This is a genomic window from Chitinimonas viridis (assembly GCF_030409555.1).
GTDB classification, from domain to species: domain Bacteria; phylum Pseudomonadota; class Gammaproteobacteria; order Burkholderiales; family Chitinimonadaceae; genus Chitinimonas; species Chitinimonas viridis.
Window position 1 is genome coordinate 106,805 of the sequence record NZ_JAUFPU010000005.1, and the last position, 22,711, is coordinate 129,515.

General features: G+C 59.1%; 22 protein-coding genes and 2 tRNA genes. All 24 read right to left on the bottom strand.

Features of this window, described 5'->3' with window-relative positions; translation table 11 throughout:
• Window positions 1-35 precede the first annotated feature (35 nt).
• The 24 genes from pheT to secG all read right to left on the bottom strand — a co-directional run bounded on the left by pheT (window position 36) and on the right by secG (window position 22,707).
• On the bottom strand, window positions 36-2,399 hold the full coding sequence (pheT, locus tag QWZ03_RS07415; protein ID WP_290332140.1) for a phenylalanine--tRNA ligase subunit beta: 2,364 nt from the start codon (window positions 2,397-2,399) through the stop codon (window positions 36-38).
• An 88-nt stretch (window positions 2,400-2,487) separates the two neighbouring features.
• Window positions 2,488-3,486 (bottom strand): phenylalanine--tRNA ligase subunit alpha, encoded by a 999-nt coding sequence (gene pheS / locus QWZ03_RS07420; protein WP_284194682.1) that lies wholly within the window; start codon window positions 3,484-3,486, stop codon window positions 2,488-2,490.
• A gap of 109 nt (window positions 3,487-3,595) precedes the next feature.
• Window positions 3,596-3,955: a 50S ribosomal protein L20 gene (gene rplT, locus QWZ03_RS07425; RefSeq protein ID WP_284194683.1), complete on the bottom strand. Its 360-nt coding sequence runs from the start codon at window positions 3,953-3,955 to the stop codon at window positions 3,596-3,598.
• A gap of 23 nt (window positions 3,956-3,978) precedes the next feature.
• A complete protein-coding gene (gene rpmI / locus QWZ03_RS07430) occupies window positions 3,979-4,176 on the bottom strand; it encodes a 50S ribosomal protein L35 (RefSeq protein WP_072429375.1) in 198 nt (65 codons plus the stop codon).
• A 151-nt stretch (window positions 4,177-4,327) separates the two neighbouring features.
• Window positions 4,328-4,864 carry a translation initiation factor IF-3 gene (gene infC / locus QWZ03_RS07435; RefSeq protein ID WP_284194684.1) on the bottom strand — a complete coding sequence of 179 codons (537 nt, stop codon included), beginning with the start codon at window positions 4,862-4,864 and terminating at the stop codon, window positions 4,328-4,330.
• Window positions 4,865-4,927: 63 nt separating this feature from the next.
• Window positions 4,928-6,835: a threonine--tRNA ligase gene (thrS, locus tag QWZ03_RS07440; protein WP_290332141.1), complete on the bottom strand. Its 1,908-nt coding sequence runs from the start codon at window positions 6,833-6,835 to the stop codon at window positions 4,928-4,930.
• A gap of 200 nt (window positions 6,836-7,035) precedes the next feature.
• Window positions 7,036-7,112 (bottom strand) — tRNA-Val (locus tag QWZ03_RS07445).
• 108 nt (window positions 7,113-7,220) lie between these two features.
• Entirely contained in the window at window positions 7,221-7,523 is a 303-nt protein-coding gene (locus QWZ03_RS07450; RefSeq protein WP_284194686.1) for a DUF2818 family protein, read from the bottom strand.
• Entirely contained in the window at window positions 7,520-8,974 is a 1,455-nt protein-coding gene (gene nuoN / locus QWZ03_RS07455; RefSeq protein WP_284194687.1) for an NADH-quinone oxidoreductase subunit NuoN, read from the bottom strand. Before nuoN ends, QWZ03_RS07450 begins: the two co-directional genes overlap by 4 nt.
• Before the next feature lie 33 nt (window positions 8,975-9,007).
• A complete protein-coding gene (locus tag QWZ03_RS07460; RefSeq protein ID WP_290332142.1) occupies window positions 9,008-10,504 on the bottom strand; it encodes an NADH-quinone oxidoreductase subunit M in 1,497 nt (498 codons plus the stop codon).
• 48 nt (window positions 10,505-10,552) lie between these two features.
• Window positions 10,553-12,583 carry an NADH-quinone oxidoreductase subunit L gene (gene nuoL / locus QWZ03_RS07465; RefSeq protein ID WP_290332143.1) on the bottom strand — a complete coding sequence of 677 codons (2,031 nt, stop codon included), beginning with the start codon at window positions 12,581-12,583 and terminating at the stop codon, window positions 10,553-10,555.
• A gap of 49 nt (window positions 12,584-12,632) precedes the next feature.
• On the bottom strand, window positions 12,633-12,935 hold the full coding sequence (nuoK, locus tag QWZ03_RS07470) for an NADH-quinone oxidoreductase subunit NuoK (RefSeq protein WP_284194690.1): 303 nt from the start codon (window positions 12,933-12,935) through the stop codon (window positions 12,633-12,635).
• A 23-nt stretch (window positions 12,936-12,958) separates the two neighbouring features.
• Window positions 12,959-13,603, bottom strand: coding sequence for an NADH-quinone oxidoreductase subunit J (locus QWZ03_RS07475; protein WP_284194691.1), 645 nt, complete (start codon window positions 13,601-13,603; stop codon window positions 12,959-12,961).
• 19 nt (window positions 13,604-13,622) lie between these two features.
• A complete protein-coding gene (gene nuoI / locus QWZ03_RS07480; RefSeq protein WP_284194692.1) occupies window positions 13,623-14,111 on the bottom strand; it encodes an NADH-quinone oxidoreductase subunit NuoI in 489 nt (162 codons plus the stop codon).
• 10 nt (window positions 14,112-14,121) lie between these two features.
• Entirely contained in the window at window positions 14,122-15,183 is a 1,062-nt protein-coding gene (nuoH, locus tag QWZ03_RS07485) for an NADH-quinone oxidoreductase subunit NuoH (protein ID WP_290332144.1), read from the bottom strand.
• 10 nt (window positions 15,184-15,193) lie between these two features.
• On the bottom strand, window positions 15,194-17,521 hold the full coding sequence (gene nuoG, locus QWZ03_RS07490) for an NADH-quinone oxidoreductase subunit NuoG (protein ID WP_290332146.1): 2,328 nt from the start codon (window positions 17,519-17,521) through the stop codon (window positions 15,194-15,196).
• 100 nt (window positions 17,522-17,621) lie between these two features.
• Window positions 17,622-18,911 carry an NADH-quinone oxidoreductase subunit NuoF gene (gene nuoF, locus QWZ03_RS07495; protein ID WP_290332148.1) on the bottom strand — a complete coding sequence of 430 codons (1,290 nt, stop codon included), beginning with the start codon at window positions 18,909-18,911 and terminating at the stop codon, window positions 17,622-17,624.
• Between the two features lie 17 nt (window positions 18,912-18,928).
• Entirely contained in the window at window positions 18,929-19,402 is a 474-nt protein-coding gene (nuoE, locus tag QWZ03_RS07500; RefSeq protein WP_284195780.1) for an NADH-quinone oxidoreductase subunit NuoE, read from the bottom strand.
• On the bottom strand, window positions 19,402-20,655 hold the full coding sequence (locus tag QWZ03_RS07505) for an NADH-quinone oxidoreductase subunit D (protein ID WP_284194696.1): 1,254 nt from the start codon (window positions 20,653-20,655) through the stop codon (window positions 19,402-19,404). The genes nuoE and QWZ03_RS07505 overlap by 1 nt, the downstream gene beginning before the upstream one ends.
• Entirely contained in the window at window positions 20,648-21,241 is a 594-nt protein-coding gene (locus QWZ03_RS07510) for an NADH-quinone oxidoreductase subunit C (protein WP_284194697.1), read from the bottom strand. Before QWZ03_RS07510 ends, QWZ03_RS07505 begins: the two co-directional genes overlap by 8 nt.
• Before the next feature lie 14 nt (window positions 21,242-21,255).
• Window positions 21,256-21,750, bottom strand: coding sequence for a NuoB/complex I 20 kDa subunit family protein (locus tag QWZ03_RS07515; protein WP_284194698.1), 495 nt, complete (start codon window positions 21,748-21,750; stop codon window positions 21,256-21,258).
• On the bottom strand, window positions 21,741-22,109 hold the full coding sequence (locus tag QWZ03_RS07520; RefSeq protein WP_284194699.1) for an NADH-quinone oxidoreductase subunit A: 369 nt from the start codon (window positions 22,107-22,109) through the stop codon (window positions 21,741-21,743). Before QWZ03_RS07520 ends, QWZ03_RS07515 begins: the two co-directional genes overlap by 10 nt.
• Window positions 22,110-22,215: 106 nt before the next feature.
• Window positions 22,216-22,300, bottom strand: a tRNA-Leu gene (locus tag QWZ03_RS07525).
• Between the two features lie 38 nt (window positions 22,301-22,338).
• Window positions 22,339-22,707 carry a preprotein translocase subunit SecG gene (gene secG / locus QWZ03_RS07530; RefSeq protein ID WP_290332150.1) on the bottom strand — a complete coding sequence of 123 codons (369 nt, stop codon included), beginning with the start codon at window positions 22,705-22,707 and terminating at the stop codon, window positions 22,339-22,341.
• Window positions 22,708-22,711 lie beyond the last annotated feature (4 nt).

Genomic DNA, 22,711 nt, shown 5'->3' on the forward strand with positions numbered 1-22,711 from the left:
GTCATGATTTTTGATGCGGATTTCGTCGCGAAAACCTAGCTTCGGAGCTGGGCTTGGACGTGTTGTTGCAGCGCGGCGACGAGCTGGGAGACGGCGGAATCGATGTCCGCGTCCGAAAGCGTTTTCTGAGTATCTTGCAATATCACCTTGAATGCAAGGCTCTTTTTCCCTTCCGGCACCCCGGCACCACGATAGACATCGAAGCCTTCTATGGCAGTGACATAGGGCTGCTTGACGCTCGCCATGGCATCCAGCACCTGCTGGTACTGCACTGCGTCATCCACCACAAAAGCCAGGTCACGGCGCACCGGCTGGAACTTGGAAATCGGCTGCGACCGTATCAGGTCACGGCCGGTCAGCGCCCCCAGGTCCAACTCGAACAGCACCGGAGCGGCATTCAGATCGTAGCTTTGCACCCACCTAGGATGGAGTTCGCCCAGCACGCCAATGATGGCGCCATCCAGCACGATCTGGGCACAACGACCGGGGTGGAAGGCTGGATGCTCGGCCCGCTCGAAGCGCGCCACGCGCGGTGCCAGCAGTGCCTCCACATCGGCCTTCACATCATAGAAATCCACCCTGGCCGCCTTGCTGCCCCACTGCTCGGCCAAACGCGGCCCATGAGCCAGGCCCGCTACCTTCTCTGGCTGCTGGGTCGCCTCCACACCATGGAACACCCGGGCTACCTCGAACAGGCGCACACGCTCGTGCTTGCGGTTGAGATTGGCCACCAGGGTGCTGACCAGACCGCCTATCAAGGTAGAGCGCATCACGCTCATCTGGCTGGCAATCGGGTTGAGCAGGCGCACCGGCTGCAGGTTGGCAGCGAAGTCCGCCTCCCATTTCTCTTCTACAAAGGCGTAGCTCACCACCTCTTGGTAATCGCGTGCGGCCAGCGCCTGCTTAACCAGCAAGGACGGACGCAGCTTGCCATCCTGCTTGAGCATGGCCTGGCCGGATACTGGTGGGCGAGTGGGTATCTGGTCGTAGCCGTACATGCGGGCCACTTCCTCGATCAGGTCTTCCTCGATATTGATATCGAAGCGGTAGCTGGGTGGTGTCACTGCCAGCGTCTCGCCATCGCGCACCACCGCCAAGCCCAGCTTTTGCAGCATAGCCACGATCTCATCAGCGGCCACCGTTACCCCCAGCACCCGTGCCACCCGCGCGACCCGCAGGGTCACTGCCGGGCGTGCTGGCAGGGCAGCCAAGGCCTCGGTCACGCCGCCCGGCTGTCCACCGCAAATGGCCAATACCAGCTCAGTGGCACGCTCCAAGGCATTGCGGCAGTTGCCAAAGTCCACGCCGCGCTCATAGCGGTGGCTGGAATCCGAGCTGAAACCCAGGCGACGGCCCTTGCCAGCAATGATTTCCGGCGCAAAGAAGGCCGATTCCAGGAACACATCCTGGGTCTCGCCCACCTGTACCGAGGTGGGCATGCCGCCCATGATGCCTGCCAGTGCAACCGGGCCATTGCCATCGGCAATCACCAGCATGTCAGGCTCCAGCGTCAGTTGCTTGCCATTGAGCAGCTCAAGCTGCTCGCCCGCTTGGGCGAAGCGCACCACGATATCGCCCTGCAGCTTGGCGTTATCGAAGGCATGCATGGGCTGGCCCAGTTCCAGCAGAATGTAGTTGGTAATATCAACCAGGGCCGAGATGGAACGCAGGCCGCTGCGCTCCAGCTTGCGCTTCATCCAGTCCGGCGTCGCTGCGGCAGCATTCACCCCGCTTATCACGCGGCCGGCATAGCGCGGGCAAGCCGTGGCGGCATCCAGCTTCACGCCGCGCTTGTCGTCCAGCACCGGGGCGACTGGCTTGATGGTAACAGCCTGGTAGCTGCTGCCGGTCAGCGCAGCTACTTCACGGGCTATCCCGCTCAGGCTCAGGCAATCAGCACGATTGGGGGTGAGCTTGAGCGTGAGGATGCGGTCGTCCAGATCGAAGTACTGGCGGAAAGACTGGCCTACCGGCGCATCGGCGGGCAACAGCAGCAAGCCATCGCTCTCCTCGCTGACGCCCAGCTCGCGGGCCGAGCACAGCATGCCAAAGCTCTCCACGCCACGCAGCTTGGCTTCCTTGATCTTGAAATCGCCGGGCAGGCTGGCGCCCACCAGCGCGCAGGGCACCTTCACCCCCACGGCGACATTGGGTGCACCGCAAACTATCTGCAGCGGCTCGCCGCCCTGCCCCGAGTCTACCTTGCAGACGTTGAGCTTTTCGGCATTCTCGTGCTTGCGCACTTCCAGCACCTGCGCCACCACCACCTTGTCAAAAGCCGGTGCGGCGGCGTCGTTTTCTTCCACTTCCAGGCCGGCCATGGTGAGCAGTTCGGCCAGTTGGGCATTATCCAGCGCGGGGTTAACCAGCTCGCGCAGCCAGGATTCAGAGAATTTCATGGCTTGATCCCTCAGTATCTTGTCGGTTGGGGCCGGCACGGCCCCGTATGCATTGCCGCCAGCCCACAGATGGGCTGGCCCAGTCGGCTTAGCGGAACTGGTTCAGGAAGGTCAGATCGTTATCGAAGAACAGGCGCAGGTCGTTGACGCCGTAATACAGCATGGCAAAACGATCCAGACCGATACCGAAAGCGAAACCGGTGTATTGCTCTGGGTCTATGCCCACATTGCGCAGTACATTGGGATGCACCATGCCGCAGCCACCGACTTCCAGCCAGCCGCGCTCGCCCAGCACATCCACCTCGGCCGAGGTTTCGGTGAAGGGGAAGAACGAAGGACGGAACCGTACCTGCAGGTCATCGCGCTCGAAGAAGCGACGCAGGAAGTCGATCAGCGTTGCCTTGAGGTCGGCAAAGCTGACGCCTTCGGCGACCCACAAACCTTCCATCTGATGGAACATAGGAGAATGGGTTGCGTCCGAATCCACCCGGTAGACACGGCCAGGGGCCACGATCTTGATGGGCGGCTGGTGGTTCTGCATATAGCGAACCTGGATGGGGCTGGTGTGGGTACGCAATACCAGCGGCTCGCCATCACGGCCGCCTTCCACGTAGAAGGTATCCTGCATGGAACGGGCAGGATGGCCCTTGGGCGTATTCAGCGCCTCGAAGTTATGCCAGTCGTCCTCGATCTCGGGGCCGTCAGCCACCTCAAAGCCCATGGACTGGAACAGTGCAACGATGCGCTCCTTGACCAGGGTCACCGGATGCAGGCCACCCGCCAACTGACCACGCCCAGGCAGGGTCACATCCAGCGCCTCGGCGGCCAGCTGTTGCGCCAGCTTCTCGGCTGCCATGGCTTCGCGGCGGCCGTTCAGCGCCTGCTCAAAAGCCGTCTTGGCCTGGTTGATCACCGCGCCCTGTGCCCGCTTCTCTTCTGGCGGCAGCGCAGCCAGCTGCTTGAGCAGGTCGGTCAGCGCCCCGGATTTACCCAGGTAGCGCGCCTTCACGTTCTCCAGCTCGACTGGATCGTGGGTGGCCGCCAGGGCGGCCAGACCTTCATCGACTATCGCTTGAACATTGTCCATCTTGCATCGCTCCTCATCACTGGCGATGGATTCTCTAGGCGAAAACCCATGGCGAGTGGGGCGACAAAAAAAGGGAGGCTTTCGCCTCCCTTTTTCAGCTACCGGTAGCTCAGGCCGCGAGGCTAGCCTTGGCTTGCGCAACAATGTGCGCAAACGCGGCCTTGTCGAACACGGCGAGATCGGCCAGCACCTTACGATCAACATTGATCGAAGCGCGCTTCAGGCCGTTCATGAACTTGCTGTAGCTCAGACCCAATTCACGCGATGCGGCGTTGATACGGGCGATCCACAGCTGACGGAATTGACGCTTCCGCTGACGGCGGTCACGGTAGGCGTATTGACCGGCCTTCATCACCGCCTGTTTGGCGATGCGATAGACGTTCTTACGACGACCACGATAGCCCTTGGCGAGAGCGAGGACTTTCTTATGGCGAGCGCGGGCTGTTACACCACGTTTGACGCGAGGCATGGTTTATTCCTTTCCCGAGAAGATTAAGCGTACGGCAACATGGCGCGCACGGAAGCCATATTGGTCGGGTGGACCATGGTCGTGCCGCGCAGTTGGCGCTTGTTCTTGGTGGTCTTCTTGGTCAGGATGTGGCGCTTGAACGCCTTGGAGCGCTTGACGCCCCCATTACCCAACACCTTCAAACGCTTCTTGGCGCTCGATTTGGTCTTCATCTTCGGCATGACGTACTCCGTTTTTGCCTTAGTTAGATTTGGCACAGGGCGGCGCTTGCACGCACTTAATACCCAACACCACGGTTATTACAACAAGGCACCCGGATTCACACCCGGGCAGGGCTTGTTGCCACCCTTTATCCTGCCAAAGAAAGAAAGGTCAGACCTTCTTCTTGGGCGCCAGCATCATGATCATCTGACGGCCTTCCAGCTTGGGGAACTGCTCCACCAAAGCCAGCTCACCCAGATCGGTTTCAATGCGCTTGAGCTGCGCCATGCCGATCTCTTGGTGGGCCATCTCGCGACCGCGGAAGCGCAGGGTGATCTTGGCCTTGTCACCCTCTTCCAGGAAGCGCGTTACATTGCGCAGCTTGACCTGGTAGTCGTTCTCGTCGGTACCCGGACGGAACTTCACTTCCTTGATCTGTACCTGCTTGACCTTGAGCTTTTGCTCATGGCGCTTCTTGCTCTCGCGGTACTTGAACTTGCCGTAGTCCATCAAGCGACAGACAGGCGGAACAGCATTCGGGGCGATCTCAACCAGATCAACCTCGCGCTCTTCTGCCATACGCAATGCTTCGGCAAGGCTCACAATACCGAGCTGCTCGCCTTCCTCGTCGTTCAGACGCACTTCGCGGGCGGTGATTTCACCATTGATCCGCGGCTCTTTATCCTGAGCGATAGCGCTTACTCCCAAGTAAAAAACGAAAACCGCGCGACCCGAACGAAACGGCCCCGTATTTCAACGGGACCGTCGGACTCAGACCTTGATCATCTCCGCATTCCAGCGCTCAACCAGCGCCGCCAGCGTCATCTGACCCAGATCTTCACCACCGCGGGAACGCACGGCAACTAATCCAGCAGCTTTTTCCTTATCCCCAACGACCACCTGATAAGGTAGCTTCTGCAAGCTATGTTCGCGTATTTTAAAGCCTATCTTGTCACTTCTCAAGTCCGACTCGACTCTAAATCCCTGTTTTTTGAGGCTTGCCGTAATTTCAGCCGCATAATCGGCCTGGTGTTCGCTGATACTCATGACCACCGCCTGGGTTGGCGCCAGCCAAAGCGGGAACGCACCAGCATGGTTCTCGATAAGAATACCGAGGAAACGCTCCAGCGAACCGAGTATGGCACGGTGCAACATCACCGGCCGCTTGCGGGCACTTTCTTCCGAGCTGACATACTCGGCATCCAGGCGCTCCGGCAGCACAAAGTCCAGCTGCAGGGTGCCGCACTGCCAGGATCGGCCCAGCGCATCCTTGATGTGGTACTCCACCTTGGGGCCATAGAAGGCCCCCTCGCCCGGCAGTTCCTCCCACGCCACGCCGCAGGCCCGCAAGGCATCCCGCAGGCCATTCTCAGCCTTATCCCAGGTCTCATCCGTGCCGGCACGCTTCTCCGGCCGCAGGCTCAGCTTGACCGCCACATTGTCAAAGCCGAAGTCGCGGTAGACCGACATCGCCAGCTCATTGAACGCGCGCGACTCCTCCACGATCTGCTCTTCGGTGCAGAAGATATGCGCATCATCCTGCACAAAGCCACGCACCCGCAGTATGCCGTGCAAGGCACCAGACGGCTCGTTACGGTGGCAGGCGCCAAACTCAGCCAGGCGCATGGGCAGGTCGCGGTACGAGCGCAGGCCGCTGTTAAAGATCTGCACATGGGCCGGGCAGTTCATGGGCTTCACTGCGTAGTCGCGCTTTTCCGACTCCGTGGTGAACATATTCTCGCGATAGTTTTCCCAGTGACCAGACTTCTCCCACAGCACCCTGTCCATCACCATGGGCGTGCGCACTTCCTGGTAGCCCGCAACCGACAGACGCTTGCGCATGTACTGCTCGACCGATTGCCACAGACTCCAGCCCTTCGGATGCCAGAACACCATGCCAGGCGCCTCGTCCTGCATATGGAACAGGTCCAGCTGCTTGCCCAGCTTGCGGTGGTCGCGCTTCTCGGCCTCTTCCAGCATGTGCAGGTACTGCTCCAGATCTTCCTTCTTGGCCCAGGCCGTGCCATAGACACGCTGCAACATCTCGTTACGGCTGTCGCCGCGCCAGTAGGCGCCCGCCAGCTTCATCAGCTTGAACACCTTGAGCTTGCCCGTGGACGGCACATGCGGGCCACGGCACAAGTCGGTGAACTCGCCCTCGCGATACAGCGACAGCGCCTCGTTGGCCGGAATGCTCTCGATGATCTCCGCCTTGTAGTGCTCGCCTATGCTCTTGAAGTAGGCCACCGCATCGTCGCGGCTCAGCTCGTAGCGCTCCACCGGGATATCACGCTTGGCCAGTTCACCCATCTTCTTTTCTATGGCCTCGAGATCCTCAGGCGTAAAGGCACGCTTGTAGCTGAAGTCATAGAAGAAACCATGCTCGATGACCGGACCTATGGTCACCTGGGCATCCGGAAACAGCTCCTTCACGGCAAACGCCAGCAAGTGCGCCGTAGAGTGGCGTATCACTTCCAGCCCCTCGGCATCCTTCTCGGTGATGATGGCCAGTTGCACATCGCGATCGATCAAGTAGGAGGTATCGACCAGTTTGCCGTCCACCTTGCCGGCCAGCGCTGCACGGGCCAGGCCGGCGCCTATGCTGGCGGCGACGTCAGCGACGCGCACTGCCTGATCGAAACTACGTTGCGAGCCGTCGGGAAGCGTAACGATGGGCATTTCATTCACCTTTGCGGTTGAGGTTGCCGGTTGGCCTTTCAGCCAGTTGACGATGCATATGCGTAGAGTAAGGACGAAAAAAAAGTGCGACCTAAGTCGCACTTTTCTTTTGAACAAACGAATTTCCGAAAGCCGACTCAGCCCAAGTAGAGAGTGCCGGTAGTAGTAGTTCGGAATGACATGATTCGCTTGCTCCGTGTTGGTAGGCGCGATTGGACTCGAACCAACGACCCCCACCATGTCAAGGTGGTGCTCTAACCAGCTGAGCTACGCGCCTGCAAAGAGCTGCGCATTCTAGGGATGTATTGCCATTCTGGCAAGCATTTCAACAAAGAATTTTGCAGATTTTTTACCACGACACCGCACATACAGAAAAAACAAGTACTTACATGCCAGGCTTGCGCCAGAAATAGCGCGCAACAAAACCGGGATAGGCCGCCACTACGAACAAGGCGAAGGTGGTGACATAGAACTGCCAACGCTGGGTATGCACTGGGCCGTAGCGGCTTTCCAGCCACAAACCCAGCCCACCCACAATGAAATACAGCAGCACCAGCTCCAGCAGCCGCCAGCCCAAGGCCTTGCGCCCACTGGCCGGCTTGCGCACGAACAGGATGGACTCCAGCATAAACGGCAAATTGGCGGCCAAGGCCGCCAATCCGATAAAAACGATTAAAGTCGTATTCACATCACACCCAGGCTATGACCCACCGACTGGTAGCACAGCACCAGCAAGCGATTGGGCATCAGCCCCAGTACCAGCATGGCCAGGCAGTTGACCGAAAGCAGTATGCGCATATCCAGCTTCACCGCGATCGGGCTCTCATCGCTGGGCTCATCCATGAACATCAGCTTGACCACACGCAGGTAGTAGAAGGCACCAATCAGCGAGAACAGTACCGCCACCACGGCCAGCCACACCAGCTGCGCCTCGACTATGGCCTGGATGACCGCCAGCTTGGCAAAGAAGCCGACAAATACCGGGATACCCGCCATGGAGAACATGACGAACAGCATCATCCAGGCAAACCAGGGGCTACGCTTGGCCAAACCCTTGAGATCTGCCAGGCGCTCGGCCTCGAAACCCTGGCGCGACATCAGCAGCACCACACCGAAACCTGCCACGGCCGTGATCGCATAGACGATGGCGTAGAACATGGCCGCCGAATAACCCTGCACGGTGCCCGCCAGGACGCCCAGCAGCAGAAAGCCCATATGCGAGATGGTCGAATAGGCCAGCATGCGCTTGAGGTTGGTCTGGGCGATGGCGACCAGATTACCTACGCCTATGGATAGCACAGCCAGCACGATCAGCATGCCCTGCCAATCGGCCATCAGGCCAGGCATGCCCTGCACCAGCAGACGCATGACGAAGGCAAAGGCTGCCAGTTTGGGGGCAGAGCCGATCAGCAGGGTGACGGCGGTAGGCGAACCCTGATAGACGTCGGGCACCCACATATGGAAAGGCACATTGCCAAGCTTGAAGCCGATACCGGTGACAATGAACACCAGGCCGAACACCATCAGGGTGTGATTGGCCGAACCATCTGCCACCTTGGCAGCGATGGTATGGATATCGAGCGAACCAGTAGCGCCATACACCATGGACATGCCGTACAGCAGCATGCCTGACGCCAGCGCGCCCAGCACAAAGTACTTCATGGCCGCCTCGGTAGCCGGCTGGGAATCACGCGGCAGCGCCACCAGGGCGTACAGCGACAGCGACAGCAGCTCCAGGCCAACATACAGGGTCAGCAGATTGGTGCTGGACGCCATCACCATCATGCCCAGCAGGGCAAACAGCGACAGGGTGAACAACTCGCCACGGTACATGCCACGATCGGCGGCGTAGCTGCGGCTATAGGCCAGCATCAGGCCTACCGCGCCGTACATGCCCAACTTGAGCACATCCGACATGGCATCGGCCACGAACATGCCGGAGAAGGCCACCCGTGGCGTCCAGGCAAAGCCGTTGACGGTAAGGAAGGCGGCACCCAGCAGCGTCACCATGGACAAGGCGTAGGTAATGTCGCGCCTCTCGTCCTTGATAAACAGGTCGATCAGTAGGATAGCCGAGGTAGCACACAGCAACCAGATTTCCGGCAGGGCCGCGACCAGATTCAAACTAGCGAGCGTCATTCTTGTTCAATCCCGTATTCGTATCGGCGCTTATCAAGGCAGCTTGGATGTTTTGACATGGGTAATCAGCGTATCCACGCTGGCGTGCATCTTTTCGGTGAAGGCCTGCGGATACAGACCCATGCCCAGTACCGCCACCGCCAATACTGCCAGCACGGCGAACTCACGGGCATTGACGTCCTTCAAAGCCGCCACGTTTTCATTGGCTACGTCGCCGAAGATCACCCGCTTGTACATCCACAGGGTATAGCTGGCGCCAAACACTAGGGTGGTGGCAGCAAGGAAGGCGTACCAGAAATTGACCTTGACGGCGCCGATGATGACCATGAACTCACCAACAAAGCCGGAAGTAGCCGGCAGGCCGGAATTGGCCATGGCAAACAGCAGGGCAAAGGCCGCGAACTTGGGCATGGTATTGGCCACGCCACCGTAGTCCGCAATCTTGCGGCTATGGACACGGTCGTACATCACCCCTATGCAGAAGAACATGCCGGCCGATACAAAGCCGTGCGAGATCATCTGTACCAGCGCACCTTCCACGCCATAGGTCGTCGGCGCACCATCCACCAGCATGTAGAAGCCCAGGGTAACGAAACCCATGTGCGAGATGGACGAATAGGCGACCAGCTTCTTCATATCGGTCTGCACCAAGGCCACCAGGCCGATATAGACGATAGCGATCAGCGACAGCACCACAATGATCCAGCCCCACTCACGGGCAGCATCGGGTGCAATCGGCAGGGCAAACCGCAGGAAGCCATAGGCACCCAGCTTCAGGGTGATCGCGGCCAGGACCATGGAGCCGCCGGTAGGCGCCTCAACGTGGGCATCGGGCAACCAGGTATGCACCGGGAACATCGGCACCTTCACCGCGAAGGCGAAGAAGAACGCAATCATCAGGTAACCCTGGACCGCCAGGGGCAGCGCGACGCGCTGGAAGTCGGCAATCTCGAAGCTGCGATCCGTCTGGAAATACAGGTAGATAAAGGCCACCAGCAGCAGCAGCGAACCCATCAGGGTGTAGAGGAACAGCTTGATGGCAGCGTAAACGCGATTCTGTCCACCCCACACACCCACTATCAGGTACAGCGGGATCAGCATGGCTTCGAAGAACACATAGAACAGCATGGCATCAAGTGCGGCAAACGCGCCGTTGATCAAGCCAGACATGATCAGGAAGGCTGCCATGTACTGCGCCACACGATTCTGTATCACTTCCCAGCCAGCTATCACCACCAGCAGGGTGGTAAAGGCATTGAGGATGACGAAGAACATGGACAGGCCGTCAACACCAAGGTGGTAGTTGATATTGAAGGTCTCAATCCAGGGACGCATCTCCTCGAACTGCATGCCGCCATGCATGGGCGCAAACCGGGTGTAGAGCGGAATCGTGACGAGGAAGCCCAGCAAGGCCCCCACCAGGGCAATCTTGCGTGCCCAGCCAGCATTCTGGTCGCCACCGGTCACCAGCACGAAGAGGCCGGCCACGATCGGCACCCAGATCGCCAGACTCAACAGATGTTCAGACATATCCACCCTTACCTACTGAATGTGTTTTCTATAAACGCGTAAACGCGATCAATGCGGGATAACAAAACGGCCCAGCCACCAGGTCAGCAGCAGCAGCGCACCGATGATCATGGCAAAGGCGTAGTGATAGATGTAGCCGGTCTGTACGCGACGCACCAGGCCAGCAACGGCGCCCACCAGCTTGGCGGTGCCATTCACCACGATGCCGTCGATGATGACCGTATCACCCACCTTCCAGAGCACCTTGCCCAGGCCACGGCCAAACGCCGCAAAACCCTGGATATAGAGGTGATCCATGTAGTACTTGTTTTCCAGCAGCGTGTAGATTGGTTGCACGCGTGTCTTGATGGCAGCCGGAATATCCGGGCGCTTGAGATAGAAATAGGCCGATAGCGCCACACCGCTCAGTGCCAGCCAGAACGGCAGGGTCACGAAGGCATGCAGGCCCATCGCCACGGCGTTGTGGGCATGATGTATCACCGCTTCCATGGCAGGGTGGGCTTGCAGATTAACGAACAGCACATCCTTGAAGAAATCGCCTGCCAGCATGGGGCCGATGGCAAATGCACCGATCAGCACCGACGGGATGGCCAGCAGCATCAGCGGACCGGTCACCACCAGGCCAGGGCTGTGGGGCTTTTCGCCGGGCGCCAGGCCATGTTGATGGTCATCGCCATGCTCGTCGTCGTGGCCATGGTGCTCATCGGCCTGGCCGAACCGCTCCTTGCCATGGAACACCAGGAAGAACATGCGGAAGGAGTAGAAGGCCGTGACGAACACGCCAGCCAATACGGCGAAGTAGGCAAAGCCTGCCGCCGGCAGCTTGGATGCCTCAACCGCCAGGATGATGGAATCCTTGGAATAGAAGCCCGAGAAGAAAGGCGTGCCTATCAGTGCCAGCGAACCCAGCAGCGAGGTCCAGTAGATGGCAGGCATGTACTTCTTCAGGCCGCCCATGCGACGGATATCCTGATCATGGTGCATGGCCATGATGACCGCGCCGGCAGCAAGGAACAGCAGTGCCTTGAAGAAGGCGTGGGTCATCAGGTGGAACACCGCCACCGAATAAGCCGATGCCCCCAGCGCAACGGTCATATAGCCCAGCTGCGACAAGGTGGAGTAAGCCACCACGCGCTTGATGTCGTTCTGGATGATGCCCAGAAAGCCCATGAACAGCGCGGTGATGGAACCTATCACCAGGATGAAATTGAGCGCGGTGTCGGACAGTTCGAACAGTGGCGACATGCGCGACACCATGAAGATACCGGCAGTCACCATGGTAGCGGCATGGATCAGCGCCGAAATCGGGGTCGGGCCTTCCATCGAATCGGGCAGCCATACATGCAGGGGGAACTGTGCAGACTTACCCATTGCGCCGATGAACAGCAGGATACAGGTCACGGTCAGCAGCGACCATTGGGTACCTGGCAGCAGCGAGATGGTGGCGTCCTTCAGGGCCGGCGCATTGGCGAACACATCAGCGTAGTAGAAGGAGCCGAAATGCGACAGCACCAGGCCGATACCCAGCAGGAAGCCGAAGTCACCGACACGGTTGACCAGGAATGCCTTGAGGTTGGCGAAAATGGAGGTAGGACGCTTGAACCAGAAACCAATCAGCAGGTAGGACACCAGGCCCACAGCCTCCCAGCCGAAGAACAGCTGGATGAAGTTGTTGCTCATCACCAGCATCAGCATGGAGAAGGTGAACAGTGAGATATAGCTGAAGAAGCGCTGGTAGCCGGGGTCTTCTTCCATGTAGCCGATGGTGTAGATGTGCACCATCAAGGACACGAAGGTCACCACCACCATCATCATCGCGGTCAGCTTGTCGACCAGGAAGCCGACAGCCACATCCAGGCCATCCACCGTCAACCAGGTGTAGACGTTGCCGTTGTAGGCTTCGCCCCCGTTGAGCAGGTCGAACAGCACATAGAACGAGCCAGCGCAGGAGGCCGCCACGCCGAGTATGGTGACCCAATGCGCCCCGGCACGGCCTATGACGCGGCCGAACAGGCCGGCCACAATGGCACCGAAGAGCGGGAACAGGGCTATCAGCAGGTAGAGCGTAGGTTTATCCATTTTTCGCGCGGGCTGTTTCTTGTTGAGTCGTCAGGCTCGATTGCCGGGCTTAGCCCTTCAGGCTGTCGAGGTCTTCCACATTGATCGAACGCTTGTTACGGAACAGCACGACCAGGATGGCGAGGCCGATCGCCGACTCGGCGGCGGCCACGGTCAGGATGAAGAACACGAAGATCTGGCCCGCCGTATCGCCAAGGTATTTGGAGAAGGCGACAAAGTTCATGTTCACTGCCAGCAGCATCAGTTCGATGGCCATCAGCAGCACGATCACGTTCTTGCGGTTCATGAAAATGCCGAATACCGAAATCGCGAACAGGATCGCGGCCAGTACGAGGTAATGAGTCAGGGTCATGGCTGTCTATCTCGTCTTTCGGTTCAGGCAGCCGGCTTGTCGTCAGCTGCGGCTGGCGCTTCCGGCACTTCCACTTCGGCTTGCATCTTCACAATGCGCAGGCGGTCATTGCGCTTCACGGCAATCTGATCGGCCGGGTTGATGTACTTGGTGTTCTTGCGACGGCGCAGGGTCAGCGAGATGGCGGCGATGATCGCCACCAGCAGCAACACGGCGGCCAGTTCGAAGGCCAGCAGGTAGTCGGTATAGATGGGGATGCCCAGCTGCTTGATGTTGGAGACACCCTCAGGCAGCGGCGCCACCGTGGTAAAGCTCTCCAGGCCGTTCCCCTTGGCCAGCAGGATCAGCACCATCTCGGCAGCCATGATGGTGGCCACGATGGCGGCAACCGGAAAGAAACCCCAGAAGCCCTTGCGCAACTCCTCGAAGTTGATGTCCAGCATCATCACCACGAAGAGGAACAGCACCATCACGGCGCCGACATACACCAGCACCAGCGAGATGGCGAGGAATTCGGCCTCGATCAACATCCACAGCACAGCGCCGGTAAAGAAGGACAGCACCAGGCTCAATGCAGCGTGTACCGGGTTCTTGGCGGTGATCACGCGCAGGGCGGACACAATCAGGATGGCCGCGAATATGTAAAAGATGACGGTGGTCAGAGTCATGGCTACCGGGGCTTTCCGTTTAGCGATACTTGGCGTCGGCTTCGCGATTCTTCGCGATCTCGGCTTCGTACTTGTCGCCCACTGCCAGCAGCATGGGCTTGGTGTAATACAGGTCACCACGTTTTTCGCCGTGATATTCCAGTACATGGGTCTCGACGATGGCATCAACCGGGCAGGCCTCTTCGCAGAAACCGCAGAAGATGCACTTGGTCAGATCGATGTCATAGCGCGAGGTACGGCGGGTACCGTCGTCACGGACTTCAGACTCGATGGTGATGGCCATGGCCGGACAAACCGCTTCGCACAGCTTGCAGGCAATGCAGCGCTCCTCGCCATTGGCGTAGCGACGCTGGGCATGCAGGCCACGGAAGCGCGGCGAATACGGCGTCTTCTCTTCCGGGAACTGCACGGTGATCTTGCGCTGGAAGAAATGCCGGCCCGTGAGCATCATGCCCTTGAGCAGTTCCAGCAGCAGGAAGGTTTTGAAGAAGTTCTGAATCTTTTCCATGATGCCCAGCTTATTTCCAGAGCGAATAATCGGTTTGCATCCAAGCAGCCACCACCACGATCCAGATCAGGGTCACGGGGATGAACACCTTCCAGCCCAAGCGCATCAGCTGGTCATAGCGATAGCGTGGGAAGGTGGCGCGGAACCACAGGAACAGGAACATCACGAAGCTCATCTTGGCCAGCAGCCAGAAGATGCTGGGCGCTCCGAGCACCGGTATCGAAGCCGGAAACGGCGACAACCAGCCCCCCAGGAACATGATGGAGGTCATGGCGCCGATCAGCCACATATTGGCGTATTCGCCCAGGAAGAACAGCGCAAAGCTCATGCCCGAGTATTCGATCATGTGACCAGCCACGATCTCAGACTCACCTTCAGCCACATCAAACGGCGCGCGGTTGGTTTCTGCCACGCCCGAGATCAGGTAGACCAGGAACAGCGGGAACAGTGGTATGAAGTTCCACGACATGAAGGAGCCGCCAAAGTGGCCGTGTCCCTGCTGGTTCACGATATCGCTCAGGTTAAGGCTGCTCGATACCATCAACACGCCGACCAGGGCGAAACCCATGGCCAGTTCGTAGGAGATCACCTGGGCCGAGGCGCGCAATGCACCGAGGAAGGCATACTTGGAGTTGGACGCCCAACCGGCCACGATGATGCCGTAGACACCCAGCGAGGTGATCGCCATCACATACAGTAGACCGGCATTCACATCTGCCAGCACCAGGCCTGGTGCAAATGGGATGACCGCCCAGCCGACCAGCGCCGGCGCCAGCACCATGATGGGCGCAAAGAAGAACAGGCCGGTAGATGCGGCACTGGGAGAGATGATCTCCTTCAGCAGCAGCTTCACACCGTCGGCGATAGGCTGGAGCAGGCCATAAGGACCCACACGATTCGGGCCGATACGGATCTGCATGTAGCCGATCACCTTGCGCTCGGCGAGCGTCAGATAGGCCACTGCACCAAACACCGGCAGGATGATCAGGACTATCTTGAACAAGGTCCAGGCCAGGGTGCCCAGCATGGGGCCCAGCAGACTCAGAAAACCATTATGCAGCGCGTCGATCATGCTTCTCTCCTCAGGCGCGCGTCAGTTGGATGGAACCGAACATGGCACCCAGCTGGGCCGTGGTCGGATGAGCGGTTGCCAGGCGTACCACACCATCAGCCAAACCGGCCATGATGGTAGCGGTATAGCTGCCCTGCGCCTCGCCCTGCTGAACCTTGACGGTATCGCCTTCGGCAACACCCAGCTGTGCCGCAGTGGCTGGCGACAAGCCTGCCAACGGTGCAGCGGCATCGCGGGTTTTCTGCAGTGACGGCGCGCGGCGAACCAGCGCATCAGCCTGGTAGATAGGCACTTCACCCATGCGCACCAGGCCAGTCGCTGCTGCCTGCAGCGTCACGGCCAAGCCGTTGACTGCATTGCCCAGCTTGGCGGCAATGCCAGCCTCGCCCTGCGGCAAGGCCGCCTTGCGCACGGCTTCTGCATTGTCGAAATCAAAGCCCTCGCTGGCCAGCAGATTACCCAGCACACGCAGCACCTTCCAGCCCGGACGGCTGTCACCCAGCGGCTTCACCACACCGTTGAAGGTCTGCAGCTTGCCTTCCATATTGATGAAACTGCCGGCTGTTTCCGAGAACGGCGTAATGGGCAACAACACATCAGCGTAGTCCACGGCGCCGTGCTTGAATGCGGAGAAGGCCACGACCATCTCGGCCTGCTTCACCGCAGCCAGCGCAGCTTGGCCATCATGGCTGTCGAATTCGACTTCGTTGTTGAACAGCAGCACAGCCTTGCGTGGCTTGCTCAACAGATTGCCACTGGTGAGGCCCAATACCTGCGCGCCAACGGTGTTGGCGGCTTCGCTCAACCAGCCCACGGTTGCGCCAGTAATGGCGGCGAGCTGGTTTGCCAGTGCGGCCAGTTCGGCAGCACGGGGGTTATGGGCTGCCAGGTTACCCAGCAGCACGCTAGCGCGGTCGCCCTCGGCGGCTGTGGCATCGACCAACACCTGAGCAATGCCGCGGGCAGCGGCACAGGGTTCCGCAGCGGCTACATCGGCCGGCACTGCTGCCTGCTTGAGCTCTGCCGCTGCCTTGACCACGCCGGCCAGTGCCTCGACCATTTGGTCCGGGCGGCTGATCAGCTTGGCGGCAATGGCGCTGAATAACTCATCATCCGCCGGATTCAGTATGGCCAGCTTGAGGCCACGCTTGGCACCCTGGCGCAGACGCTGGGCCAGCAACGGTTGCTCCTTGCGCAGGGTCGACCCCACCACCAGCACGGCCTTAGATAGCGCCACGTCGGCAATGGGCTGGCCCAGCCAGGCGGCACCTTGCTGCGCAGCAGCCAGGCGCTCATCGGCATAGCGGCCGCCTACGCTGGCGCTACCAGCACCCAAGGCCTGGCTCAGCTTGTTGAGCAGGAACAGTTCTTCCACCGTGGAGTGTGGCGTCGCCATCACGGCCACGGTGTCTGCGCCGTAATCACGGCTAATGGACTTGAGGCCATTACCGACGTATTCGAGCGCGGTCTGCCAATCTGTTTCCAGCCAGACACCACCTTGCTTGACCATGGGTTTGGTCAGGCGCTGTTCGCTATTGAGCGCTTCGTAGGCAAAGCGGTCGCGGTCAGCGATCCAGCATTCGTTGATGGCTTCGTTTTCCAGCGGCAGGACACGCATGACGCGGTCGGCCTTGACCTGCACTACCAGGTTGGCGCCCAGGCCATCATGCGGGCTCACGCTCTTGCGACGCGACAGCTCCCAAGTACGTGCGGTATAGCGGAACGGCTTGGAGGTCAACGCGCCCACCGGGCACAGATCGATCACGTTGCCGGAGATTTCGGAATCCACTGTCATGCCGATGAACGACATGATCTCGGAATGTTCGCCCCGACCCGCCATGCCTATCTCCTGCATGCCGGCCACTTCTTCGGTGAAGCGCACGCAGCGAGTGCAATGGATGCAGCGAGTCATGTCGGTGGAAATCAGCGGGCCCAGATCCTTGTTGGGCACGACGCGCTTTTCTTCTTCATAGCGCGAGCTGGAACCGCCATAACCGACGGCGATATCCTGCAGCTGACACTCACCGCCCTGGTCACAAATAGGGCAGTCCAGCGGATGGTTGATCAGCAGGAACTCCATCACGCCCTGCTGGGCCTTCACTGCCATATCGGAATGGGTGTACACCTTCATGCCATCGTTCACCGGCGTAGCGCAGGCGGGCAGCGGCTTGGGCGCCTTCTCAACCTGCACTAGGCACATGCGGCAGTTGGCCGCGATGGACAGCTTCTTGTGGTAGCAGAAGTGCGGGATGTGCGTACCGATAGAACGCGCAGCCTCAATGACCGTAGTGCCATTGGGGACTGTCAGTTTGGTACCGTCGATTTCGATTTCAAGCATGGTCGGGCTGCCCGAACTTTCGTTTCTAGCTGGCGGATGCCGGTTATTTCACAGACTGCAGGCGAGCGGCCCAGACTTCAGGCCGCCACGTCGTGGGCGATCAAAAGCCCGGCACTAAGCACTTCTTGTGTTCGATGTGGTGCAGGAACTCGTCGCGGAAGTGCTTGAGCATGCCTTGCACCGGCATCACGGCAGCATCACCCAGGGCACAGATGGTGCGGCCCGCGATGTTCTTGCCCACCGACTCAAGCAGATCCAGGTCTTCCGGGCGGCCCAGGCCGCGCTCGATGCGATCCACCACACGGTAGAGCCAACCCGTACCTTCGCGGCACGGGGTGCACTGACCGCAGGATTCTTCATAGTAAAAATAGGACAGGCGACGCAGCGCCTTGACCATGCAGACGGTTTCGTCCATCACGATGACCGCGCCCGAACCCAGCATGGAGCCGGCCTTGGCAATGGCATCGTAGTCCATAGTGGTTTCCATCATGATATGACCAGGCAGCACCGGCGCAGACGAACCGCCCGGAATCACGGCCTTGATCTTCTTGCCGCCACGCATGCCACCAGCCATTTCCAGCAGATCGGCGAACGGCGTACCCAGCGGGATCTCGTAGTTGCCGGGACGATTGACATGGCCGGAGATGGAGAACAGCTTGGTACCACCATTATTGGGCTTGCCCAGTTCCAGGAACTTCTGGCCACCTTCACGCACGATATAGGGCACCGAGGCAAACGTCTCGGTGTTGTTGATCGTGGTGGGCTTGCCATACAGGCCATAACTGGCCGGGAACGGCGGCTTAAAACGCGGTTGGCCCTTCTTGCCTTCCAGCGACTCCAGCAGGGCAGTTTCCTCGCCACAGATATAGGCACCATAGCCATGGTGGGCATGCAGCTGGAAGCAGAACTCGCTGCCCAGGATGTTGTCACCCAGGAAACCAGCACGACGCGCTTCTTCCAAGGCCGCCTCGAAGCGCTCATAGGCCTCGAACACTTCACCGTGGATATAGTTGTAACCGACGGTAATGCCCATGGCGTAGCCGCCTATGATCATCCCCTCAATCAGCGCATGCGGATTGTTGACGATGATGTCGAGATCCTTGAACGTACCCGGCTCGCCTTCATCGGTATTACAGACCAGGTACTTCTGGCCAGGAAAACTGCGCGGCATGAAGGACCACTTCAGGCCCGTAGGGAAGCCCGCACCACCACGTCCACGCAGGGACGAGGTCTTCAGTTCGGCAATGATGGCATCCTGGGTGATGCCCTCGGCAATGATCTTCTTCAGAGCGGCATAGCCGCCGCGCTGGATGTAGGCATCGATGTTCCAGGAGTTCGGATCATCAAAATCGACGCCGTCGAATACAACGCCTTTGACGTAAACGGTCATACGCTTCGTCCCCGGCCTTAGTTGAGTTCGGCCAGTTTGCGATCAATCGCATCTGGCGTCATATGGTTGCACATGGTGTGGTTGTTCACGAGCAGCACCGGGGCGTAGCCGCATGCACCCATGCACTCGCCTTCCTTGAGCGTGAACTTGCCATCGGCGGTGGTTTCGTTGAAGTGGATACCCAGCTTCTTCTGCAGGTATTCACCGGCATCGACACCACCAGACAGCGCGCACGGCAGGTTGGTACAGACGGTGATCTTGTACTTGCCCACCGGGGCACGGTCGTACATGTTGTAGAAGGTCGCCACTTCGTGGGCGGCCATGGGCGCAATACCCAGGTATTCGGCCACGAACTTGATGGTATCGGAAGACAACCAGCCTTTTTCCACCTGGGCGATGCGCAGGGCGGACATCACGGCGGAACGCTTCTGGTCGGCGGGATACTTGGCCACTTCGCGATCTATCTGCGCGAGGGATTCCGGCGTCAACATCATCGGTCTATCTCCCCAAACACGATGTCCTGCGTACCAATGATGGCCACGACATCCGAAATCATATGGCCGCGCGCCATTTCGTCGAGCGCGGACAAGTGCACGAAACCTGGTGCGCGTATCTTCAGGCGGTAGGGTTTGTTGGCCCCATCCGACACCAGATAGATGCCGAACTCCCCCTTAGGATGCTCGACTGCAGCATAGGCCTCGCCCTCAGGCACATGCATGCCTTCGGTAAACAGCTTGAAGTGGTGGATCAGCTCTTCCATGTTCGACTTCATGTCGACACGGCTGGGCGGCGCCACCTTATGGTTGTCGGTGATGACCGGGCCGGGATGCTTGCGCAGCCAGTCCACGCACTGCTTGATGATGCGGTTGGACTGACGCATTTCCTCGACACGGCACAGGTAACGGTCGTAGCAATCGCCGTTGACACCCACCGGAATATCAAAATCGAGCTTGTCGTAGACTTCGTAGGGCTGCTTCTTGCGCAGATCCCACTCCACGCCGGAGCCCCGCAGCATGGCGCCGGTCAGGCCCAGTTGCACAGCACGCTCAGGCGACACCACGCCAATACCGACCGTACGCTGCTTCCAGATACGGTTGTCGGTCAGCAGGGTCTCGTATTCATCCACATAGGTGGGGAAACGCCGCGTGAAGTCTTCGATGAAATCCAGCAGCGAACCCTGGCGGTTCTCGTTCAGCTGCTTGATGGCCGCCGCGTTGCGCACCTTGGATGCCTGGTACTGCGGCATGGTCTCGGGCAGATCGCGATACACACCACCAGGGCGGTAATAGGCTGCGTGCATACGGGCGCCAGACACCGCCTCATAGCAGTCCATCAGATCTTCCCGCTCGCGGAAAGCGTACAGGAACACCGTCATTGCGCCGCAATCCAGACCGTGTGCGCCTATCCACATCAGGTGGTTCAGCACACGGGTGATCTCGTCGAACATGACGCGTATATACTGGGCACGGACAGGCACCTCAATGCCCATCAGCTTCTCTATGGCCATGACATAGGCGTGCTCGTTGCACATCATGGATACATAGTCCAGGCGGTCCATATACGGCACCGACTGGATGAAAGTCTTGTGTTCGGCCAACTTCTCGGTAGCGCGATGGAGCAGGCCGATATGCGGGTCGGCACGCTGCACCACTTCACCATCCAGCTCCAGCACCAGGCGCAATACACCGTGCGCGGCGGGATGCTGGGGACCGAAGTTCAGCGTGTAGTTCTTGATCTCAGCCACCGTAGTTCTCCTCGCGGATGATGCGCGGCGTGATTTCGCGCGGCTCGATGGTCACGGGCTGGTAGATCACCCGCCCCTGGGTCGGGTCGTAGCGCATCTCGACGTGACCGGACAGGGGGAAATCCTTGCGGAAGGGATGACCGACGAAACCATAGTCAGTCAGAATGCGACGCAGATCCGGATGACCAGTAAAGACGATGCCGTACAGATCGAACGCTTCGCGCTCAAACCAGTTGAGGCCAGGCCAGACATCAATCATGGAAGGCATCACCGGCAACTCGTCGTCGCCACAGAAGATGCGGACGCGCAGGCGCACGTTATGCACCAACGACAACAGATGGTAGACGACAGCAAAGCGTGCGCCATCCCAGCCACCGTCCTTGTAGGTGCTGTAGTCCAAACCACAAAGATCGATACAGCTCTTGAGCTGCAGCGATTCGTGATCACACAGGGTACGGGCAATCGCCGGCCAGTCGGCCACCTTGACTACCAGGGTCAGCTCACCCAGTGCTTCTGTCAAGGAAACGGCCTTGTCACCCAAGGCCGTTTGCAGCGATTGTTGCAGCGCTTCGAGTTTGGTCGCCATGATGCGTATCTTGGTTAACGCGCGATGGTATTGGTGCGCTTGATCTTGTTCTGGAGCTGTATCAGGCCATAAAGCAGGGCCTCAGCCGTCGGCGGACAGCCCGGCACGTAGACATCGACCGGCACTATGCGATCGCAACCACGCACCACGGAATAGGAATAGTGATAATAGCCACCACCGTTGGCGCACGATCCCATGGAGAGCACCCAGCGGGGCTCTGGCATCTGGTCGTACACCTTACGCAAAGCGGGTGCCATCTTGTTGCAAAGGGTGCCCGCAACAATCATCAGATCGGACTGACGTGGACTGGGCCGGAACACGATGCCAAAACGGTCAAGGTCATAACGAGCGGCGCCCGCATGCATCATCTCAACCGCGCAACAGGCCAGACCAAAGGTCATGGGCCAGAGCGAGCCGGTACGCGTCCAATTGACCACCGTATCCACCGTGGTCGTCACGAAGCCCTTTTCCATCACCCCCTGGGTGACGGGATTCTCGGCTACTCCCATTCCAGCGCACCTTTCATCCACTCATAGATGAAGCCAACCACCAGAATGCCGAGGAATACCATCATCGCCAGGAAGCCGGGAAAACCGATTTCCTTGATGACAGCCGCCCATGGCAGCAGGAAGGCCACTTCAAGATCAAACAGGATAAACAGGATGGCCACGAGGTAGTAACGCACATCAAACTGCATGCGCGCATCCTCGAACGCCTCAAAGCCGCATTCGTAGGGAGAGAGCTTTTCCGAGTCAGGACGATTGGTGCCCAGCAGCAGGCCAACCACCTTGCCCAGCGCCATAGGGGCAACACCAACCAGCAGACCCACCACCATGAATAGCAGGACCGGGAAGTAGTTCTCGAGCATGGAAGCTCCCAGGTACGGTTTACAAGTTTATTAGACGTGATGGAAGTCTAGCTTCCATTGACACCATGGCAACCACAATAGACGGTTAACCATGGATTTTTGAATTTGGTGCCGACAGTGAGACTCGAACTCACACAGCTTGCGCCACTACCCCCTCAAGATAGCGTGTCTACCAATTTCACCATGTCGGCAGCGGACCAAATTTTTGAACAGCTTTTTTGAACAACAATCAGTTCGGGATACCACCCTGCTTGCTGTCTTGCGCTGGAGCAACCGGTGCAGCCTGCTTGTCGGCAGCAGGCTTATCACCCACCACAGTCGACATCACGCCCGCATCCGCCTTACCCATTGGCCTGGATTCGATAAGAACCAAACCAATCAAAGAAGCGAAGAAGATTATAGCACAGTATTTGGTGGCCCTACTCAGGAAATTTGCCGAACCACTGGAACCAAACAAACTACCCGCAGAGCCAGTACCAAAAGCCGCACCCGCATCAGCACCCTTACCCTGCTGCAACAGCACCAGCACGATAACGCCCACAGCCGCCAACAAGTTGACAACTTGGATCAGGCTTTTCCACAAATGTAAGTCTTCCATACCC

What these genes read in the sequence shown, in the direction of transcription:
- rplT (WP_284194683.1), bottom strand. Translation starts at nt 3,955, where the DNA reads ATGCCTCGCGTCAAACGTGGTGTAACAGCCCGCGCTCGCCATAAGAAA.
- nuoK (WP_284194690.1), bottom strand. Translation starts at nt 12,935, where the DNA reads ATGACCCTGACTCATTACCTCGTACTGGCCGCGATCCTGTTCGCGATT.
- nuoI (WP_284194692.1), bottom strand. Translation starts at nt 14,111, where the DNA reads ATGGAAAAGATTCAGAACTTCTTCAAAACCTTCCTGCTGCTGGAACTG.
- nuoE (WP_284195780.1), bottom strand. Translation starts at nt 19,402, where the DNA reads ATGTTGACGCCGGAATCCCTCGCGCAGATAGATCGCGAAGTGGCCAAG.
- nuoH (WP_290332144.1), bottom strand. Translation starts at nt 15,183, where the DNA reads ATGATCGACGCGCTGCATAATGGTTTTCTGAGTCTGCTGGGCCCCATG.
- QWZ03_RS07475 (WP_284194691.1), bottom strand. Translation starts at nt 13,603, where the DNA reads ATGACTCTGACCACCGTCATCTTTTACATATTCGCGGCCATCCTGATT.
- QWZ03_RS07460 (WP_290332142.1), bottom strand. Translation starts at nt 10,504, where the DNA reads ATGTCTGAACATCTGTTGAGTCTGGCGATCTGGGTGCCGATCGTGGCC.
- secG (WP_290332150.1), bottom strand. Translation starts at nt 22,707, where the DNA reads ATGGAAGACTTACATTTGTGGAAAAGCCTGATCCAAGTTGTCAACTTG.
- nuoF (WP_290332148.1), bottom strand. Translation starts at nt 18,911, where the DNA reads ATGACCGTTTACGTCAAAGGCGTTGTATTCGACGGCGTCGATTTTGAT.
- nuoN (WP_284194687.1), bottom strand. Translation starts at nt 8,974, where the DNA reads ATGACGCTCGCTAGTTTGAATCTGGTCGCGGCCCTGCCGGAAATCTGG.
- thrS (WP_290332141.1), bottom strand. Translation starts at nt 6,835, where the DNA reads ATGCCCATCGTTACGCTTCCCGACGGCTCGCAACGTAGTTTCGATCAG.
- QWZ03_RS07515 (WP_284194698.1), bottom strand. Translation starts at nt 21,750, where the DNA reads ATGGGAGTAGCCGAGAATCCCGTCACCCAGGGGGTGATGGAAAAGGGC.
- QWZ03_RS07520 (WP_284194699.1), bottom strand. Translation starts at nt 22,109, where the DNA reads ATGCTCGAGAACTACTTCCCGGTCCTGCTATTCATGGTGGTGGGTCTG.
- pheT (WP_290332140.1), bottom strand. Translation starts at nt 2,399, where the DNA reads ATGAAATTCTCTGAATCCTGGCTGCGCGAGCTGGTTAACCCCGCGCTG.
- nuoL (WP_290332143.1), bottom strand. Translation starts at nt 12,583, where the DNA reads ATGGATAAACCTACGCTCTACCTGCTGATAGCCCTGTTCCCGCTCTTC.
- rpmI (WP_072429375.1), bottom strand. Translation starts at nt 4,176, where the DNA reads ATGCCGAAGATGAAGACCAAATCGAGCGCCAAGAAGCGTTTGAAGGTG.
- QWZ03_RS07510 (WP_284194697.1), bottom strand. Translation starts at nt 21,241, where the DNA reads ATGGCGACCAAACTCGAAGCGCTGCAACAATCGCTGCAAACGGCCTTG.
- pheS (WP_284194682.1), bottom strand. Translation starts at nt 3,486, where the DNA reads ATGGACAATGTTCAAGCGATAGTCGATGAAGGTCTGGCCGCCCTGGCG.
- nuoG (WP_290332146.1), bottom strand. Translation starts at nt 17,521, where the DNA reads ATGCTTGAAATCGAAATCGACGGTACCAAACTGACAGTCCCCAATGGC.